This window comes from Rhodococcus sp. GA1, from assembly GCF_024321955.1.
In the GTDB taxonomy this organism is placed as follows: Bacteria; Actinomycetota; Actinomycetes; order Mycobacteriales; family Mycobacteriaceae; genus Rhodococcus; species Rhodococcus pyridinivorans.
The window spans coordinates 3,641,293-3,658,317 of the sequence record NZ_CP097186.1; the positions used below are offsets into that span (position 1 = coordinate 3,641,293).

Sequence of the window (17,025 nt, forward strand, 5' to 3'; positions counted from 1 at the left end):
GGACCACCACGACGGCCACAACTGCGACGAGAAGCGCGATCACCAGGATTTCCATGGGAATCGACTACCCGGCACGGGGCGAAGCCTGCTGAGCACGGCCGTCGGATCTCGCCGTGTGGAAAGCTGCAGTCATGTCCGGAACTACGTTGACCCGCGCGCAGGTCGCGTCGATGATCGACCACACCCTCCTCAAGCCCGAAGCGTCCTCGCAGGACGTGCGGGCCCTCGTCGACGAAGCCGTCGAACTCGGCGTGTACGCGGTGTGCGTGTCGCCGTCGATGCTGCCCCTGCGGGCCGAGGGGGTCACGGTCGCGACGGTCGTCGGTTTCCCTTCCGGCAAGCACCATTCCCTCATCAAGGGCGCCGAGGCGCGACTCGCCGTCGACGAGGGCGCACGCGAGATCGACATGGTGATCGACGTGGGCGCAGCGGTGGCCGGCGACTACAACGCCGTCCTCGCCGACATCCTCACCGTGCGTGAAGCGATCGGTTTCGACCCTGTCCTCAAGGTCATCATCGAATCCGCGGTGCTCTCCGACGAGGCGATCGTCGAGGTGTGCCGCGCCGCGGAGAAGGCCGGGGCGAACTTCGTGAAGACCTCCACCGGTTTCCATCCCGCGGGTGGCGCCACCACCCACGCGGTCGCGCTCATGGCGGAGACGGTGGGCGGCAAGCTCGGCATCAAGGCGAGCGGCGGCATCCGCACCGCCGAGGACGCGGTCGCAATGATCGAGGCCGGAGCGACGCGACTCGGACTGTCCGGCAGCCGCGCGGTGCTGGACGGGCTGCAGAGCTGACGACAGCTCTCGACGGTCTGCCGGACCGGCCTCCTCGCTCACGACAGGAGGCCGCAGCTGCCCTCCTGCTGTTGCTGCTGCTGTCCCTGCGGGGCCTCCGGCAGCACGAAGCGGCCACCCTCGAGGCGGAGATCGATACCGCTGTCGGTGACGTTCACCTCGGTGGCCTGCATACCCAGCGGGTACTGCTGCAGACCCGAGGTCAGGATCTCCACGACGCCGTCGACGAGGGCCGTCGGGAGCCCGATGCCGAGGATCGTCGCGTCGGTCGTCTCGACCGTCACCACACCGCCGTTCACCACCGGTCGCGCGGTGAACTCCGCGAGACCCTGGCCGCCGACCGTGAACGTCAGGGTGCCCGCGTTCTCGTCGGCCACGACATCGGTGACGAGGCCGCCGACCGACTGGCTCTGCACGGTCGCGAGGATCCCGGAGGTGGGCCACGAGACGTCGGCACTCGAGCTGCCGATGGTGCCGGCGCCCTCGGCGGAGTCGCGCAGGTCGACGTCGTTGACCTCGGCGTGCACCTGCATCTGCTGGGCCGGACCGAAGGCGGTGTCGTCGCTGTCGAGAGCGACCGAGGGAACCTGCCGGTCGAGCAGCTGGAGCAACACCGGCTTCCAGCTCAGGTCGACGTCGACTCCCGTGCCGAGCTCGCTCTCGAAGGACTGGGCGAGGCAGGCCGTCGCGCGGTTGCGGACGTAGACCTCCGCGCCCACCAGGACTGCGACCAGCGCCGCGACGAGAACGACGGCGATCGTGACGGTGCGGTTGCGCTTCCGTTGCGTCATGGTCGCCGATTCTTCCGGACGACGCTGAGGATCGACTGAGCACACGGCCACAGGATGAGGAAAATATGTGAGGTGTACCACATTCTTCGGCTACGCTGGGCGCCATGACAGGGTGGACGGATTCAGGTTACGACGCAACCGGGCGGGCCGATGCCGACGACTCGCTGCGGCGCCTCGCCGCCACACAAGCCGGGTTCTTCACCGCACGCCAGGCCGTCGGTCACGGAATAGCAGCTCACGACTTCGCGGAACGCATCGAGGCGGGACTGTGGATCCGCGTCGAGACCGAACTGTTCCGCCTCAGCGACAGCCCACGGACGAAGTTCGACGAATTCGCCCAATGGTGCACCTGGTACGAGGGGGAAGCGGTCGTCTCGCACCAGAGCGCCGCCGACCTGCACGGCATGGGCCACCTGCAGCCCCGCTTCCTGCACCTGTCCACACCCGACCAGCGCACCGTGCCGAGCAACCGGCTCGCGCTGCATCACCGGACGCTGGCAGAGGAGGACTGCGAGGTCGTCGGGGCCTTCCGGATCACCACACCCGCCCGCACCGCGGTCGACCTCGCGGCCGGCGGCGTGTCCCAGGAAGTGCTCGACGAACTCGTCGGCGACGCGATCGCGCTCGGACGGGTCGACTCCGACCAGCTGCACGCCGCCGTGGCGAACCAGCCGGCCGCAGTGGCCGACCGGATCGAGCTCGCGCTCCTCGCCGCGGGCTGACCGACCGGAGCGACGACGAACTCGGACAGACGGTCTCAGACCGCGACCAGCTCGGATGCAACGGGTGCGCCGGCGGGCGCGACCGCGTCCCACGGCACCGTCAGCACGCAGTCACGCAGACGGCGGCGGGGCGGAGACACCGGGAAGCCCTGATCCCGCAGCAGCTCGAGCGTCGCCTTCCATCGGATCCGCGGCCCGAACGCCGCGTGCGGAGCGCTCGTCGCCCACGCCCGGTCGGCCGCGCGGAGCAGCGCGTGGATCGGCTCGCCCGGGACGTTCCGGTGGATCAGCGCCTTCGGCAGCCGTTCGGCGACGTCGGACGGTCTCTCCACGTGGAACGGGCTCCACGCCAGGGTCAGCGAACGGGGACCGTACTCGTCGAGGAGCACCCAGGCGCAGCGCCGGCCCAGCTCGTCGCACGTGCCGTCGATGAGCAGGCCGCCGGAAGCGAGGCCGGAACGCAGGTGCGCCCACGCCGGTTCGACCGCCTCCTCCGGATACTGCCGGAGCACGTTGAAGGCCCGGACCAGGGTCGGGCGCAGGCCCGCGAGCTCGAAGCCGCCCCGGGCGAACTCGACACCGTCGCGGCCCGGGACCACACGGTCCGGATCGATCTCGAGACCGACCACGCGCAGATCGCTGCGGACCCGACGCAGGCGCGCGGCGAGTTCGAGGGTCGTCACCGGCATGGCGCCGTAACCCAGATCGACCACCAGCGGGTCGGTGGCGTGCGTCAACGCCCTCATGATGTGGGGGTCGTGCATCGCCCAGCGGTCGCTGCGGCGCAGCCTGTTGATGCCGGTGGTGCCGCGCGTGACGACACCGACGGGTCCTCGATTCCGCACGCGCTACCGGCCGGCGAGCCAGTCGGCGGTGATGGCCGCTTCGGTGCGGAACACGTCGACGAGATTGGTGAGGATGAGTTCTTCGAGTTTGCCGCCGACGAACGGGATGTGCACCTTGGCCTCGGAGGTGGTGCGGAGCGTGGCGCCGTGGTCGTCGCCGAAGAGCTCCATCGTGCCCGTAAGGCTGCCCGGACCGCCGGGGATCGACGCCTGGTAGGTGCCGGTCGCGCCGTCGGTGAACGGCCCGTAGTTCTCCTTGCGCGTGATGACCATGTCCTTCTTGATCACCGTGCGGGCGATCTCCGGCAGGTCGGAACGCGGCAGGACGTGGTGCAACACCAGTGCGATGCCCGATTCGGAGACCGTGAACTCGCGGACGTGGTTCTCCGAATACTTGCGCATCTCGGTCATCCGCGCTTCCCAGTGATCGGGGTCGGCGAGAGCCTCGTACACCCGCTCCGGTGGATGAGGGAAGCGGGCGGAGTAGTCGATACGCCGTGCCACGACCGGCCAGGTTACCGCGCCGGACGGCCGGCCCGGAAATCGCGACCGTCCACGGGGGAGCCCCGCGGGGTGCGATCAGGCCGAGTGATCCCCGTTCAACCACTGTTCGGTGAAGGTGCGCTCCGCGTCGAACAGCTCGACGAGCTGCTCGACGATCATGCCCTCGATCTTGGAACCGAGGAACGGGATCTTCACCTCGACGGTGCCCTCGATGACGACGGACGAGCCTGCTCCGTCGGCGATGAGTGTCATCCCGCCGGTGACCTCGCCGGGCATGCCGTCGACGTGGGCCGAGAACCTGCCCTCGGCGCGACCGTCTGCGTACGCACCCCACGATTCGTGACGCCGGATGACGAGATCGCCCGGGCGGAGGCTCGTGACCATGCTCGGCAGGTGCTCGGCCGGGATGGCCTGGTGGAGGTCGAGTTCGATCGTGCCGTCGCCGGTGTCGGCGCGTTCGACCGCCGCGCCCGGGCCCCCGACCTCACTCAGCCGGGTCTGCCAGTACTGCGGATCGACGAACGCCGCGTGGACCGCAGCAGGCGGGGACGAGTAGTTCGCAGTGTGGTCGATAGGGCTGCCCATACGGGGCACGCTACCGTTTGCTGGTGCTTGATCCACGTACCAGGGCCCGGCTCGTCGAAACGGGAGCCACGGTGTCCGAGCAGGTGTCGCTGTCGGAATTCACGACCCTCCGGCTCGGTGGCCCCGCCCGGTATCTCGTCGAATGCACGTCCACCGCGTCGTTGATCGAGGTCGTGCGCCTGCTCGACGAGCAGGAAGTGCAGCTGCTGCTCCTCGCGGGTGGCTCCAACCTCGTGATCGGCGACGACGGCTTCGACGGCGTGGTGGTGCGTGTCGCGACCACCGGTGTCGACCTTCGCGACGACCACGTCCGGGTGGACGCGGGAGCCGAATGGGACGCCGTCGTCGCGGCCACCGTGGAGGCCGGCCTCGGCGGCCTCGAATGCCTGTCGGGCATCCCCGGCTCCACGGGAGCGACGCCGGTGCAGAACGTCGGCGCGTACGGCGTCGAGGTGGGCTCGATCCTGCGTCGCGTCCGCCTGTTCGACCGCGCCACCGGCCAGGACTCGTGGGCCGGCCCCGAGGCACTCGGTCTCGGCTACCGGACCAGCATCCTCAAGCACACCGACGCAGCGGTCGTCCTCGAGGTGGAACTGGACGTGCGGAGCGACGGTTCGTCCGCACCCCTCGCATACCGGGAGCTCGCTGTCGCGCTGGGTGCGGAGGAGGGCGAGCGCCGGCCGGCGGCGCAGGTACGCCAGCACGTGCTCGCGTTGCGCCGCAGCAAGGGCATGGTGCTCGACGCCGACGACCATGACACCTGGAGCGCCGGATCGTTCTTCACGAATCCCGTCGTCCCCGACGACCGCCTGCCGCAGGTGCTCGCGGCCATCGCGGCGAAGGTGGGGGAGGACGTGCGCATCCCGCAGTTCCCCGCGGACGGCGGCACCAAACTGTCGGCCGGATGGCTCATCGAGCGGGCCGGTTTCGTGAAGGGTTTCCCCGGCGCCGACGCACCGGCGCGGTTGTCGACGAAGCACACGCTGGCGCTCACCAACAGGGGAGCGGCATCGGCCGCGGACCTCGTGGCGCTGGCGCGGACGGTGCGCGACGGCGTCGAGGACGCCTTCGGGGTCCGTCTGCATCCCGAACCCGTCACCGTGAACTGCGTGATCTGACGGACGGCCCGCCCGTCGCCCCCGGTCGAACACCCCGAAGGCGGTGGCGGGATCGAGGACCAGCTCCCGCCCACCCACGGTGACCGTGACAGTACCGACGGGGGTGGGTGCGACAGCCTCGCCGCGCCCACCACCGCGGTGGGTCAGTCGGTGACGCGGTGGAACCGGCCGGCATTGGCCTGGTCGCGCGGCTTGACGATGATCTGGTCGAGGTTGACATGCGACGGCCGCGACGCGACGAAGCCGATGATGTCGGCGATGTCCTGGGCGACGAGCGGGGTGATGCCCTCGTACACCTTGTCGGCCCGATCCTTGTCGCCCTCGAAGCGCACCAGCGAGAACTCGGTCTCGACCGCGCCCGGCGCGACTTCGGTGAGGCGGACGGGCTGTCCGAGCAGTTCGCCGCGCAGCGTGCGGTGCAGCACGGCCTGCGCGTGCTTCGCCGAGGTGTAGCCGGCGCCGTTGTCGTAGGCCTCGAAGGCCGCGACCGAGGTGATGGTGACGATCAGGCCGTCGCCCGAGGCGATGAGCTTGGGGATCAGCGCCTTGGTGATGCGCATGGTGCCGATGACGTTGGTCTCCCACATCCAGCGCCAGTCGTCCTCGACGGCCTCGGCCACCGGTGCGAGTCCCTTGGCGCCACCGGCGTTGTTGACCAGCACGTCGACCCGCGGCAGCACCGTGGTGAAAGCGTCGACCGAATCCTCGTCGGTGACGTCGAGCTCGAGCGCGGTACCGCCGATCTCGTCGGCGAGCTTCTGCAGGCGGTCGAGGCGGCGTGCGCCCACCACGACGTGGAAGCCCTGTGCGGCGAGCGTGCGGGCGGTCGCCTCGCCGATTCCGGAGGAGGCTCCGGTGACGACGGCGACGCGGGAATCGGGAGAGATGCTCATGGGGGCAATCGTAGTGTCGGGCACCGGATGCCGCCGCACGTCCCGGCCTGCGAAGTCCTTTCCGTGCGGCTACCCTGCGGCGTATGACCACCACCCGCGGTCGATACAGTTCGGGCGAACAGACCCGGATCCGGCTCGTCGAAGCCGCTGAGCGACTCTTCGCCCGCAGTGGATACGACGGGGTCACCCTCGCCGACATCCGCAAGGCCGCCGGACAGCACAACTCGTCGGTGGTCGGTTACTACTTCGGCACCAAGGAGGGGTTGCTCGAGGCGGTCTTCTCCCACCGGTTGCTCGCCCTGCACTCCCAGCGGGAAGCGCTCCTCGCCGAGATGCTGCGGACGCGGGAGACCCTCTCGGTCCGCGACCTGCTGTGGGTGATCATCCGCCCCCTGGCCGGCACGCTCGGCCGCAACAACCACTACGTCGCCTTCCTCGACCGGCTGTCGAACCACGACCGGTTCGCCGAGTGCTTCCGCGTCACCGGACCGACGGGAACCGAGAGCGGCCGCCGGTCCGACACCGCGCTACGGACCCTGCTCGGGCCGTTGCCCGACGATATCGCCGGGCAGCGTCTGCGGCTGGTCTACTCCGGCACCGTCGGTGCGCTGGCGCGGTGTCACCGTGCAGGCGAATCACCCACCACGGCAGAACTCGCCGCACTCGTCGACGCGTGGGAGGCGTTGCTGCTCGCCCCGGTGTCGGCGGAGACCGCGGACGCACGCGGGGACGTGCAGGAAGATTTCCCACCGGATCGGTGAGGATTGGACACGACGCGGTTCGGGCGATAGTTTGAGCGACATGTCAGTCGGCCACGCCTCCGCACCGCGGGTCACCTATGTGACCGCCGCGCTGGGATCACGGCTGCCTCTGGCGCGCGAACTCTGTTGTCGCTGCTGCGGAAAGTAACTCCGCACCGATCCCGCCCTCGTTGTGCGGGTCCGTCTCCGATCATGTTCTCCACGTCGGGGTCTCGGTGCGTCGATCGTCTCCCGCCCGTTCTCCGGTCATCACGTCCGGATCAGCAGCCAAGGATCAGCGCCGTGTCGGTTCCCACTCTCTCGCCGTCCGTTTCCCTTCCCTCGCGGTCGTCCGCGCCCCGTCGCGCCGCCGGTTCCGCCGTCCGTGGATCCACGCGTGCGACGGTCGTCCGTCCCCGCACCTCCCGTGTGTCGAGCCCCGTCAGGATCGTTCCGCCGGACCTGCGTATCGCCGACGGCACCGGGGCGTCGGTCTTCCGTGTCGCCGCCAACCGTGGCCCCGTCTCGCGCGACGTGATCGCCAAGGTCACCGGTGCGAGCATCGCCACCGTCAATCGTCAGGTGTCGGCCCTGCTCTCGGCAGGTCTGCTGCGTGAGCGCGCCGACCTGACCGAACCCGGCGCGGTCGGCCGGCCGCGTGTTCCCGTCGAGGTCGACCACGAGCGGTACCTGACGGTCGGCATTCACATCGGTGCCGTCACCACCGGCATCGTCGCCAGCGACCTGCGCGGTCGCATCATCGGCGCCGTCGAGGTCCCCACGCCGACCGGCGACCAGGACGCCGCGCTCGCGTCGATCACCGCGAGCGCCAAGGCCTTCGTCGGACGGTGGCACCGCCGCGCCCCGTTGTGGGTCGGCGTCGCACTCGGCGGGCGGGTGGACTCGAACACCGCCGTCGTCACGCACCCGCGACTCGGCTGGGTCGACGCCCGGGTCGGCGCGATCGTCGGTGGCGGTATGGGGCTTCCGGTCTCGGTGGCCGCGCACGTCGAGGCGATGGCCGCCTCCGAACTGCTCCTCACCCCCGATCGCGACGCCCCCGAGGCCAAGGGCACCGGCCTGTACTTCTACGTTCGTGAGACGGCCGGTGTGGCAATCACTTTCGAGGGCAAGGTGCACACCCCTGCCGGCGGTCCGGGTTCGGTGACGCATTTCCCCACCGGTTCGTCGACCCGGTGCTCGTGCGGCGGCACGGGTTGCCTCGAGGCGACGGTGAGCGATCGGGCGGTCGTGCAGCGCGCGGTGGCCGAGGGCATCCTCGCCGACGGCGACAACACCATTCAGTCGCTCTACCGCCTCGCGCGCGGCGGTTCCGAGGCCGCCCACGGTCTGCTCGTCGAGCGGGCCACCGTGCTCGGCCGCACCGTCGGAATGCTGCGCGACCTGTTCAATCCCGACCGTGTGATTCTCGGCGGACAGGCCTTCACCGAGTACCCGGCCGCGGTTCCGCACGTCGCCCGCGCGTTCGCCGCGTCGACCACCCTGCCGCGCAAGGACATCCGCATCACCGGCTTCGGCAACCGGGTGCAGGCCCACGCCGCGGGTGTCGTCTCGCTCAGCTCGTTGTTCTCGGATCCGATCGCGGCGATGAAGCGCACCGAACTCTGAGCGATCCCGTCGGATTCACACGCTCGGTGGGGCGTCCGTCGCGTCCGCAGCGGCGCCCCGCCGGTCGAGTTCCGCCCGGGCCCGGTCCAGCCCGCCGTGTTCGAGTGCGGCCGAGTGCGATTCGTCGGCCCACACCAGTTTCCCCCGTTCGTGGACCGTCACGGTCATGCGACCGCCGAGATGTTCGATCGAACCGGCGACGTTCCGTCGTTCCGCGGGCACGGGGACCGGCAGGACGTGTGCCGCTCCGAGGGGTGAACTTCCCGAGATCTCCACGCTCCAGCGGGCATTGCGGCCGCGCAGGTGCCAGCTCTCGTCGGTGACCGTCGCCCGGACCGGGGATGTGACGGGATTGCCCAGCCGCACGATGCGCCCGTCGGGTAGTGCGACGACGACCGCCGTGACCTCCGTGTGCAGCGGACCCGAATGCACCTGCCCGCCTGCGAACGCCACACACGCCTGCGGGTCGGCGAATCCCTGCGCCTGACCCCACCACCACGACTCGGGGAAACCGCCCTTGCCCCAGTTCTTCTCGCCGTAGACCTGGGCGCCGGTCAGATCCCACTTCTCGTCGCCGAGGATCGCGTGCCCTTCCACCCGGCCGCCGAGCAGCCAGGAATGCCAGTACTGGTTGAGACCGGGGACGGAATGGAACACGCTCGACGCGCCGAAGCGGCGTCGCGGCCAGAGCCACAGATCCGACAACCGGATGTCGAGACGGGCGTCGTCGCCGAGATCCATCCACACGCGTTCGCTGTCGCCGCAGAAGACGTCGCCGGCCGATGCGCCGAGCCGATCGGGATCGGAAGCGGCCACCGGATGCGCGGCGGTGCGCAGGAAACCCCCGGGATGGGCGGCCAGACCGAGCGTCGCCCAGTGCGAGCCGGGCCCTCCCGAGTCGTCCGCACGGTTTACCCCGCACAGAGCGATGACGACGCGGCCGGTTCCGGGCTGGGTGAAGCGCCAGAAGTAACCCTCCATCGCGACGCCGTGCGCGGCGAGCGGATTCCCGAAGGGCAGATCCGCTCCCGACGCGCGGTAGCGGGTCCACAGACTCCTCGGAGAGAGATCCTTCGGTGAGAGCCGTCCGTGTCGTTCGTGCACCGCCATGCCCGCTCCGTTCCGTGGATCCGTCCTGTCCGTTCTCCGGATGTACCCAGCATGGCCGTTCCCGTCACGGAACGTGCGGAATCGGGCAGCGATGTGCGGACGCGGGGGAGGTACCTTCACCTCGCGTGGTCGGTCGGCCATAACGTTGACCGGACCGGATCGGACCGAAGAGAACGCGAGAAGTACGTGACAGGAGAGAAGGGCGGCTCGTACCGCGAGTTGTTCGCAGCGCCGGGTGCAGCCGCGTTCTGCCTGGCGGGATTCGTGGCGCGACTGCCGATCGCGATGGTCGGGATCGGCATCGTCACGATGTTCTCCCAGCTCGAGGGGAACTATGCGGTCGGGGGCGCACTGTCCGCGGTGTTCGCGCTGTCGTACGCCGTGCTCACCCCGCTCGTCTCCCGCGCGGTCGACCGGTACGGCCAGCGACGGGTCCTGCCCACGGCGGCGGCCGTCAGTGCGGTCGCCACCCTCGCGATGCTCGCGGGCGTCCGGTTCGAGGTGCCCACGGTGTGGCTGTTCGTCTGCGGGATCCCGGCGGGACTCATGCCCACGATCGGCGCGATGGTGCGGGCGCGGTGGACACAGCTCTACGGCGGCACCCCGCGACTGCGCACCGCCTTCGCGCTCGAAGCGGTGGTCGACGAGGTGTGCTTCATCGTCGGCCCCGTCCTGTCGGTGGGCCTGAGCGTGGCGGTCTTCCCCGAGGCCGGCCCGCTGCTCGGCGCGGTCCTGCTGCTCGTCGGCACCCTTGCCCTTGCGGCGCTGCGCAGCACGGAGCCTCCCGTGCAACCGCACACCGACGACCGTGCGCGGACGAACATCCTGCGCATGCCCGTCCTCCTGTCGATCGTCGTGGTGATGGTCGCGATGGGTGTGGTCTTCGGCGTGATCGATGTCGCAGCCGTCGCGTTCACGGCCGAACAGAACTCTCCGGGCTCGGCCACCTTCGCGCTCGCACTGTTCGCGACGGGTTCGGCGATGAGCGGCCTGATCTTCGGTAGCCGGGTGGGATCGAGTGCTCCGACCCGCCAGTTGTTCGTCGCCACCGGCACTCTCGCCGTCCTGCTGTGCCCGTTGCTGCTCGCCGGTTCGGTGCCGATGCTCACGGTGCTGTACTTCGTTGCCGGATGCGCGATCTCGCCCATCATGATCGTGGCGACGTCGCTGACGCAGCAGATCGTGCCGCCCGACCGGCTCACCGAGAGCATCACGTGGACGGTCGCGGGTCTCGGCGTCGGCGTCGCCGCAGGTTCGGCGCTGGTGGGACAGGTCATCGACCGGACCGATGCCGGCACCGGATATCTCGTGGCGGTCGCCGCGGGCATCCTCGCGGTCACCTGTGCCGGCGGGATCCATGTGCAAGCACGGTTAGAGTGACGCGCATGGCAGTTCGTGAAGTGGCCGGTATCGACGGCACCTCCCTCGTCTATCGCACATTCGGCTCCGAGACGGCACCGGTTCTGGTGCTGCTCCACGGGTGGGCGCAGTCGTCGCGGTGCTGGGGCGACGGGGTCCTCGACGCACTCGCCCGCGACTTCCGTGTCGTCGCCGTCGACCTGCGCGGACACGGTTATTCGCAGGCTCCCGAGACCGGATACGCCGATCGCAGTCTGTGGGCCGGCGACCTCGCCGCGGTGCTCGCCGCCGAGAACGTCTCCGAGACGAACCCGGCGGTGCTGCTCGGTTGGTCGTACGGCGGCCTGGTGATCTGCGACTATCTCGCCGAACGCGGCGCGGGAGCCGTCGCCGGCCTGGTCCTCGTGGGTGCCATCACGAGCATCGGCCGTGGCGAGAAGGGCGGACGCGTCGGTGCCTCGATGCGTGCCGCGATCCCCGCCGCGATGTCGGAGGACCCGAAGGAAGCGGTGCGCGCGCTCGGCTCCTTCGGTAACGCCCTCACCGGTCCCGTCGTCGAGGGCAGCGCTCTCCTCGAAGGCAAGGGCGCGGTGTCGCAGGCCTTGTTCGGTGCGAGCCTGTGCACCCCGCCCCGCGTCCGTGCGGCGCTGTTCGACCGGGCGGTGGGCAACGACGACCTGCTCGCCGACCTGGACGTGCCGGTTCTCCTCCTGCACGGCGACGCCGACTCGGTCGTCGACGTCTCCGCGGCGCACCACGCGGCGTCGCTGCTGCGACGCGCCACGACCTCGATCTGGGAGGGCGTCGACCACGGTCCGTTCGTCGAAGATCCCCACCGGTTCGTGTCGGAGGTCGGAGAGTTCGCTCGCACCGCGACGGCGGAGGCGGCGACACGCGAAGATCGGCAGCAGGGCAGTATGGAGGGGTGACGTCCCAGCCCAGCCGCCCGCACCGCGTGGCCGTGATCTCGGTCCACACCTCGCCGCTGGCGCAGCCCGGAACCGGGGACGCAGGCGGTATGAACGTGTACGTCCTGCAGACCGCCGTCGAGCTCGCGCGTCGCGGCGTCGAAGTCGAGATCTTCACCCGCGCGACCTCGTCGGCCGATCCGGCCGTCCAGCAGGCCGCGCCCGGGGTGCTCGTCCGCAACATCGAGGCCGGCCCCTTCGAAGGCCTCGACAAACACGACCTGCCGACGCAGCTGTGCGCTTTCGCCGCCGGCGTGCTGCGCGAGGAGGCACGGCACCCGCAGGGCTACTACGACCTGGTGCACTCGCACTACTGGTTGTCGGGGCAGGTCGGCTGGCTCGCCCGCGACCGCTGGGGTGTGCCGCTCGTGCACACCGCCCACACGCTCGCCGCGGTGAAGAACGCCTCGCTCGCCGAGGGCGACACCCCCGAACCCGCAGCCCGGCAGATCGGGGAACAGCAGGTCGTCGCGGAGTCCGACCGCCTGGTGGCCAACACCGCCGACGAAGCGGGGCAGCTCGAACGCATCTACGGGGCCGATCCCGCGAAGATCGACGTCGTCGCACCGGGCGCCGACCTGAACCGCTACCGGCCCGGCGACCGCGCGGCCGCCCGCGCCGAACTCGGACTCGACCCGCGCGAGACCGTCGTGGCGTTCGTGGGCCGCATCCAGCCGCTCAAGGCCCCCGACGTGCTGCTCGAGGCCGCTGCGCGGGCACTCGCCGACGATCCCGGCATGCCGCTGCGGGTCCTCGTGGTGGGAGGTCCCTCGGGAACGGGTCTCGAGCGCCCCGACGCGCTCATCGAACTCGCGTCCGCACTGGGCATAGCGTCGCGGGTCACCTTCCTCCCGCCGCAGCCGCCGGACCGTCTCGTCCAGGTCTACCGGGCTTCGGATCTCGTTGCGGTGCCGAGCTATTCGGAGTCCTTCGGTCTCGTCGCAATCGAGGCGCAGGCTTGCGGCACGCCCGTGCTGGCCGCGAACGTCGGGGGTCTCGGCGTCGCCGTGCGCGACGGGGAGACCGGCATGCTCGTCGACGGGCACCGCATCGACGACTGGGCGACGGCGTTGCGTTCGCTCGTCGGCGATCCGGATCGTCTCGCCCGGTTCGCGGCGACCGCGCCCGTGCATGCGGAGTCCTTCTCGTGGGAACACACCGCGGAAGGACTGCTCGACAGCTATCGGCGGGCCGGGATGCGCCGCAACCGCACCTTCGGTACCGGTGAGCATTCGCTGCGACGGCAGCGTGGAGTGTGGAAGTTGCGACGGACGAGGGGAGTCACGGCATGAGCGACCGGCTCATCGAACTGATCGAATCCACGCTGCGCGATCGCGAGCTCGAGTTCTCCGTCAAGGAGGGCGGGCACTTCGTCGTCGAGCTCCCGGGCGAGAAGAAGCTCAAGACGACCACGCTGCTCAGCGTCGGACAGCACGGTGTGCGGGTCGAGGCGTTCGTGTGCCGCAAGCCGGACGAGAACTTCGAATCGGTGTACCGCTACCTGCTGCGTCGCAACCGTCGCCTGTACGGCGTGGCGTACACGCTCGACAAGGTCGGCGACATCTATCTGGTGGGACGCATCGCCGCGCACGCGTTGACCCCCGAGGAGATCGACGCGGTCCTCGGGCAGGTCCTCGAGGCGGCGGACCACGACTTCAACATCATCCTCGGTATCGGGTTCATCACGTCCATCAAGCGCGAATGGGAGTGGCGGGTCTCGCGGGGCGAACCGTTGCGCAATCTCGAGCCGTTCCGTCACCTCATCGAGGAGGAGACCGGCACGCCGTTCGAGCCCGATGTGGACGACGACGAACCCGGGGATCGGCGCGAAGCGAACGGGTGACGGCGTTGCCGGACACCGTTATCTCCCCGTGAACATGTCCGGTTGGAGAGGTCTGCACGGCCGTATGGTGTGACCATTCCCACAATCGAAATCCGCTGAAAACGTCCGGGAAACGGTGCGTTCCCACGAAGCGACCTGGGGTTTTGTCGATCGCCGGTCCGGTTTCTCGCACAGCCGTACCGGAAAATCGAACCGTGACCTCGCCGTGATGAACCCTTACCGTCGATGTAGGCCCGATACCGACGGGCTTTACACACCGGCCCCGCAGCCGCTCGTTCCACCCCCGCGGGATTGTCGGATCCACAATCTGCCGAGGGGTGGAGCGAGAGAGCGACCGGGCGTGCGCCAGCACCGCACCGCGTTGCCGGCACCGACCGTCCAGCCCACATGTGGCGGACCCGTTGCGTCGGGGGCCTCGCAAGCAGCCGGAAAGGAATCATCCACATGGCAAAGTTCACGATCAAGCGCGCCCTGGGCACCCTCGCTGCCTCCACTGCACTCGTTGCGACCCCGTTCGCTCTGGGTGCCGGTACCGCCAATGCCGCATCCGGTAACTGGGATGCCGTCGCACAGTGCGAGAGCGGTGGTAACTGGGCGATCAACACCGGTAACGGCTACTACGGCGGTCTGCAGTTCTCGCAGAGCACCTGGGAGGCCTACGGTGGCTCGGGAACCGCGAACAACGCGTCGCGCGAGGAACAGATCCGCGTCGCCGAGAACGTCCTCGCCGGACAGGGCGTCGGTGCATGGCCGGTCTGCGGTCAGTACCTCTGACCGCAGCGCCCTCCGGGGTAGCGAGCGCAGCTCACACGCCATCGTGAGTGCAGCTCCAGCAGCTTCACAAACCCCGCGTGCGATCCGTCGCACGCGGGGTTCGTGCTTTCCGGCAGGGGAATCGCGCCGGGAACGGTATCCTCGCAATCCCCACACAGCGTGTGTGACGGGCTTCATAGCCGCTGCGGTAGTGTGAACTCGACCGAAAGTCGGCACGGCGTGCCAGCAGAATCCTCGGAGGATGAGTAATGAGTTTCCGCAGTCCCTTTCCCGACGTGGACATCCCGGCATCGAGTGTCTACGACTTCCTGTTCGGTTCGCTCGACGAGTCCGAGCTCGATCGACCCGCGCTGATCGACGGCGCGTCCGGCACGGTGACGGACTACCGCACGCTCGTGGCCCACATCGACGCCGTCGCCGGAGCGCTGGCCGCCCGGGGCATCGGTGTGGGGAAGGTCGTCGGGCTGCTCGCACCCAACGTGCCGGCCTTCGCCTCGGTCTTCCACGGCATCCTGAGGTCCGGCGCCACCGCGACCACGATCAACGCTCTCTACACGGCCGGGGAGATCTCGAAGCAGCTCGACGACTCGGGGGCCGTGGCACTGTTCACGGTGTCCCCGTTCCTGCCGCAGGCGAAGGAGGCCGCCGCGGCCGCCGGGATCCCCGATGAGCTGCTCTTCGTGCTCGACGGGGCCGAGGGCCATCCGTCCCTGCGCGACGTGCTCACCGAGGGGTCACCGGCTCCCGCGGTCGAATTCGATCCGGCCACCCACCTCGCGGTACTGCCGTATTCCTCGGGCACGACCGGCCGGCCCAAGGGCGTGATGCTCACGCACCGTAATCTCGTCGCGAACGTCTGCCAGATCACCCCGCGGATGGGTATCGCCGCCGACGACCGCGTGCTCGCACTGCTGCCGTTCTTCCACATCTACGGCATGACGGTGCTGCTGAACGCCGCGCTGTACAACCGCGCGTCGCTGGTGACGATGCCGAAGTTCGACCTCGTCGACTTCCTCACCTACATCTCGGAACACAAGTGCACGTACGTGTTCATCGCGCCGCCGGTCGCGGTCGCGCTCGCCAAGCACCCCCTCGTCGACCAGTACGACCTGTCGAGCGTGCACACGGTCTTCTCCGGTGCCGCACCGCTCGACAAGGAACTCGCCGGATCCGTCGTGAAGCGCCTGGGCTGCAACGTCCGGCAGGGATACGGCATGTCGGAGATGTCGCCCGTGTCGCACGCAATTCCCTTCGAGGACAACGAGACCGAACTCGATTCGGTGGGTCCGACGATCGCGAACATGGAATGTAAGATCGTCGATCCCGCGACCGGTGAGGAAGTCGAATATCCCACCGGCGACGGCGTTTCGGCGCCCGGCGAACTGTGGTGCAAGGGGCCGAACGTCATGGTCGGTTATCTCGGCAATCCCGAGGCCACGGCCGACACCCTCGACGATGACGGCTTCCTCCACACCGGCGACATCGCCACGGTCGACGGGAAAGGTGCCGTCCGGATCGTCGACAGGCTCAAGGAACTCATCAAGTACAAGGGCTACCAGGTGCCGCCGGCCGAGCTCGAGGCTCTGCTGCTCACGCACCCGCAGATCGCCGACGCCGCGGTGATCGGCGTCCGCGACGACGAGGGCGAGGAGGTCCCGAAGGCCTTCGTCGTCCGGCAGCCGGATTCGACGATCGACGAGGACGAGGTCATCGACTTCGTGGCCGCGCGGGTCGCGCCGCACAAGAAGGTCCGCCAGGTCGAGTTCATCGACACGGTGCCGAAATCCTCTGCGGGCAAGATTCTTCGGAAGGATCTGCGCGCCCTGAACGCCTGACGGGCGCACCGGCGACGTGTGGATCCCCGGGAGATCGTGTGTCTCCCGGGGATGCCGCTGTCCGGCCCCTGCTACGGAACCGCCGGGCCTCGACCTCTCGGGCCGTGGAGGACCCTGCCCGATCAGGCGAGCATGTGCGGTTGTCCCGCTCGGTACCGGTCGGCGTTGATGCGCCGCAAGGGTTCCAGTTCGGGCGGTTCGTGCAACTTGTACAGTGCCGGCGGTGCGGCGGGGGAGCCCGCAGTCTGGAGCAACGCACCCACCGCCACCCGCGCCGATTCGTTCGCGCTCTCCATCGTCGCGAGGTCGATGTCGTTGCGGACGTAGTCGCCCGCGAGGAACAGGTTCGGGATCGCGGTGTGTGCCTCGGGCCGGTTCGCGAGCGACCCCGCGGTGTTGATGAGCAGCGGGTGTCGTTGGTGACGCCACCGGCTCCCCACTTCACGCCGGGATCGAGGAACCACGAGGCGATGTCGTTCTCGTCGATCGCGCCCGTCCCGGGCAGATCGAGG

At 69.4% G+C, this 17,025-nt stretch carries 18 protein-coding genes; 11 read left to right on the forward strand and 7 right to left on the reverse strand.

The genetic code is table 11. The annotated features are described in order from the left end of the window. Positions 1 to 131 precede the first annotated feature (131 nt). Entirely contained in the window at positions 132 to 797 is a 666-nt protein-coding gene (gene deoC / locus M3330_RS17195) for a deoxyribose-phosphate aldolase (protein WP_019291175.1), read from the forward strand. 38 nt (positions 798 to 835) lie between these two features. Here the strand turns inward: deoC and M3330_RS17200 are convergent, their stop codons facing one another. After that, positions 836 to 1,588 carry a DUF2993 domain-containing protein gene (locus M3330_RS17200; protein ID WP_255025647.1) on the reverse strand — a complete coding sequence of 251 codons (753 nt, stop codon included), beginning with the start codon at positions 1,586 to 1,588 and terminating at the stop codon, positions 836 to 838. A 104-nt stretch (positions 1,589 to 1,692) separates the two neighbouring features. On the opposite strand from M3330_RS17200, the gene M3330_RS17205 reads away from it, so the two are divergent. Further along, positions 1,693 to 2,310: a type IV toxin-antitoxin system AbiEi family antitoxin gene (locus tag M3330_RS17205; RefSeq protein ID WP_006552373.1), complete on the forward strand. Its 618-nt coding sequence runs from the start codon at positions 1,693 to 1,695 to the stop codon at positions 2,308 to 2,310. A gap of 35 nt (positions 2,311 to 2,345) precedes the next feature. Here M3330_RS17205 and M3330_RS17210 read toward each other — a convergent pair whose 3' ends face one another. The 3 genes from M3330_RS17210 to M3330_RS17220 form a co-directional block, all read right to left on the reverse strand. Next, entirely contained in the window at positions 2,346 to 3,155 is an 810-nt protein-coding gene (locus M3330_RS17210) for a hypothetical protein (protein WP_024101746.1), read from the reverse strand. 3 nt (positions 3,156 to 3,158) lie between these two features. After that, complete coding sequence (locus tag M3330_RS17215) at positions 3,159 to 3,659, reverse strand: DUF2505 domain-containing protein (protein WP_024101745.1); 501 nt, start codon at positions 3,657 to 3,659, stop codon at positions 3,159 to 3,161. 75 nt (positions 3,660 to 3,734) lie between these two features. Then, positions 3,735 to 4,244: a DUF2505 domain-containing protein gene (locus M3330_RS17220; protein WP_024101744.1), complete on the reverse strand. Its 510-nt coding sequence runs from the start codon at positions 4,242 to 4,244 to the stop codon at positions 3,735 to 3,737. 71 nt (positions 4,245 to 4,315) lie between these two features. On the opposite strand from M3330_RS17220, the gene M3330_RS17225 reads away from it, so the two are divergent. Beyond that, positions 4,316 to 5,362 (forward strand): UDP-N-acetylmuramate dehydrogenase, encoded by a 1,047-nt coding sequence (locus tag M3330_RS17225; RefSeq protein WP_024101743.1) that lies wholly within the window; start codon positions 4,316 to 4,318, stop codon positions 5,360 to 5,362. A gap of 143 nt (positions 5,363 to 5,505) precedes the next feature. On the opposite strand, the gene M3330_RS17230 is transcribed toward M3330_RS17225, so the two are convergent. Next, entirely contained in the window at positions 5,506 to 6,255 is a 750-nt protein-coding gene (locus M3330_RS17230) for an SDR family NAD(P)-dependent oxidoreductase (RefSeq protein ID WP_006552368.1), read from the reverse strand. Positions 6,256 to 6,338: 83 nt separating this feature from the next. On the opposite strand from M3330_RS17230, the gene M3330_RS17235 reads away from it, so the two are divergent. Next, a complete protein-coding gene (locus M3330_RS17235; RefSeq protein WP_024101742.1) occupies positions 6,339 to 7,016 on the forward strand; it encodes a TetR/AcrR family transcriptional regulator in 678 nt (225 codons plus the stop codon). A 408-nt stretch (positions 7,017 to 7,424) separates the two neighbouring features. Beyond that, entirely contained in the window at positions 7,425 to 8,624 is a 1,200-nt protein-coding gene (locus tag M3330_RS17240) for an ROK family transcriptional regulator (protein ID WP_235367137.1), read from the forward strand. 15 nt (positions 8,625 to 8,639) lie between these two features. Here M3330_RS17240 and M3330_RS17245 read toward each other — a convergent pair whose 3' ends face one another. Further along, a complete protein-coding gene (locus M3330_RS17245) occupies positions 8,640 to 9,734 on the reverse strand; it encodes a tocopherol cyclase family protein (RefSeq protein WP_024101740.1) in 1,095 nt (364 codons plus the stop codon). Between the two features lie 51 nt (positions 9,735 to 9,785). Between M3330_RS17245 and M3330_RS17250 the strand changes: the two genes are divergently transcribed. The 6 genes from M3330_RS17250 (at position 9,786) to M3330_RS17275 (ending at position 16,513) form a co-directional block, all read left to right on the forward strand. Beyond that, positions 9,786 to 11,114: an MFS transporter gene (locus M3330_RS17250; protein WP_242411742.1), complete on the forward strand. Its 1,329-nt coding sequence runs from the start codon at positions 9,786 to 9,788 to the stop codon at positions 11,112 to 11,114. A 5-nt stretch (positions 11,115 to 11,119) separates the two neighbouring features. Beyond that, complete coding sequence (locus M3330_RS17255) at positions 11,120 to 12,022, forward strand: alpha/beta fold hydrolase (protein ID WP_024101738.1); 903 nt, start codon at positions 11,120 to 11,122, stop codon at positions 12,020 to 12,022. Next, positions 12,019 to 13,353, forward strand: coding sequence for a D-inositol-3-phosphate glycosyltransferase (mshA, locus tag M3330_RS17260; RefSeq protein ID WP_024101737.1), 1,335 nt, complete (start codon positions 12,019 to 12,021; stop codon positions 13,351 to 13,353). The genes M3330_RS17255 and mshA overlap by 4 nt, the downstream gene beginning before the upstream one ends. Next, positions 13,350 to 13,904, forward strand: a complete 555-nt coding sequence (locus M3330_RS17265) for a YbjN domain-containing protein (RefSeq protein ID WP_019291186.1) — start codon at positions 13,350 to 13,352, stop codon at positions 13,902 to 13,904. Before mshA ends, M3330_RS17265 begins: the two co-directional genes overlap by 4 nt. A gap of 444 nt (positions 13,905 to 14,348) precedes the next feature. Next, positions 14,349 to 14,678, forward strand: coding sequence for a transglycosylase family protein (locus M3330_RS17270; RefSeq protein ID WP_006552360.1), 330 nt, complete (start codon positions 14,349 to 14,351; stop codon positions 14,676 to 14,678). 248 nt (positions 14,679 to 14,926) lie between these two features. Continuing rightward, the gene (locus tag M3330_RS17275) at positions 14,927 to 16,513 is read left to right on the forward strand and encodes an AMP-binding protein (protein WP_024101736.1); all 1,587 of its coding nucleotides are present in this window, start codon (positions 14,927 to 14,929) and stop codon (positions 16,511 to 16,513) included. A 122-nt stretch (positions 16,514 to 16,635) separates the two neighbouring features. Here the strand turns inward: M3330_RS17275 and M3330_RS17280 are convergent, their stop codons facing one another. Next, positions 16,636 to 16,977, reverse strand: a complete 342-nt coding sequence (locus M3330_RS17280) for an FAD-dependent oxidoreductase (RefSeq protein ID WP_313906254.1) — start codon at positions 16,975 to 16,977, stop codon at positions 16,636 to 16,638. Positions 16,978 to 17,025: the final 48 nt, after the last annotated feature.

Bases quoted from the DNA above. Each gene is read 5' to 3' on its own strand.
- deoC (WP_019291175.1), top strand. From the start codon at position 132: ATGTCCGGAACTACGTTGACCCGCGCGCAGGTCGCGTCGATGATCGAC.
- M3330_RS17200 (WP_255025647.1), bottom strand. From the start codon at position 1,588: ATGACGCAACGGAAGCGCAACCGCACCGTCACGATCGCCGTCGTTCTC.
- M3330_RS17205 (WP_006552373.1), top strand. From the start codon at position 1,693: ATGACAGGGTGGACGGATTCAGGTTACGACGCAACCGGGCGGGCCGAT.
- M3330_RS17220 (WP_024101744.1), bottom strand. From the start codon at position 4,244: ATGGGCAGCCCTATCGACCACACTGCGAACTACTCGTCCCCGCCTGCT.
- M3330_RS17230 (WP_006552368.1), bottom strand. From the start codon at position 6,255: ATGAGCATCTCTCCCGATTCCCGCGTCGCCGTCGTCACCGGAGCCTCC.
- M3330_RS17235 (WP_024101742.1), top strand. From the start codon at position 6,339: ATGACCACCACCCGCGGTCGATACAGTTCGGGCGAACAGACCCGGATC.
- M3330_RS17245 (WP_024101740.1), bottom strand. From the start codon at position 9,734: ATGGCGGTGCACGAACGACACGGACGGCTCTCACCGAAGGATCTCTCT.
- M3330_RS17250 (WP_242411742.1), top strand. From the start codon at position 9,786: ATGGCCGTTCCCGTCACGGAACGTGCGGAATCGGGCAGCGATGTGCGG.
- M3330_RS17255 (WP_024101738.1), top strand. From the start codon at position 11,120: ATGGCAGTTCGTGAAGTGGCCGGTATCGACGGCACCTCCCTCGTCTAT.
- M3330_RS17265 (WP_019291186.1), top strand. From the start codon at position 13,350: ATGAGCGACCGGCTCATCGAACTGATCGAATCCACGCTGCGCGATCGC.
- M3330_RS17270 (WP_006552360.1), top strand. From the start codon at position 14,349: ATGGCAAAGTTCACGATCAAGCGCGCCCTGGGCACCCTCGCTGCCTCC.
- M3330_RS17275 (WP_024101736.1), top strand. From the start codon at position 14,927: ATGAGTTTCCGCAGTCCCTTTCCCGACGTGGACATCCCGGCATCGAGT.